Origin of the sequence: Micromonospora deserti, from assembly GCF_003236335.1 — a bacterium.
GTDB lineage: Bacteria > Actinomycetota > Actinomycetes > Mycobacteriales > Micromonosporaceae > Micromonospora > Micromonospora deserti.
Genome location: NZ_POUB01000595.1, coordinates 1 through 399 on the forward strand (window position 1 = coordinate 1; position 399 = coordinate 399).

At 35.3% G+C, this 399-nt stretch carries 1 protein-coding gene; it reads left to right on the forward strand.

The window, feature by feature from the left end:
- Positions 1-186: adaptor protein MecA (locus C1I99_RS35565; RefSeq protein ID WP_199562487.1), on the forward strand; the 186-nt coding region annotated here is incomplete at its 5' end.
- Positions 187-399 lie beyond the last annotated feature (213 nt).

Consider the following 399-nt stretch of genomic DNA (forward strand, 5'->3'; position numbering starts at 1 on the left):
GACATATATTATTTAGAATTAACTTTCTTTACCAGTGAAAATTCCCCTGAAACTATTAAGAATGACTTAGCAATCGCGTATGAATATGGGAATTCGACTATTGTTTCAAGCGAGGTTCTTAGAGAACATGGCGAAGTAGTTATGGATGGAGCAGCTTTAGAGCTGGCTAAGCGTTATTTTAAATAATCAAAAATAGATTTTACCAAAACACAACATTAATTTGTTGTGTTTTTTTCGTGGGAAAGATCCCAAAAGCCGTATTTCTATATTGGGGTGAACCTAATGAAAATTGGAATAACTAAAAACGGAACTTTAGTGGAAGCAAGAAAGGCTGATCGGAATGAAAAGTACTTTTGTCCAAGTTGCCAACGAGCGTTAAAACTATGTAGCGGGCAATAC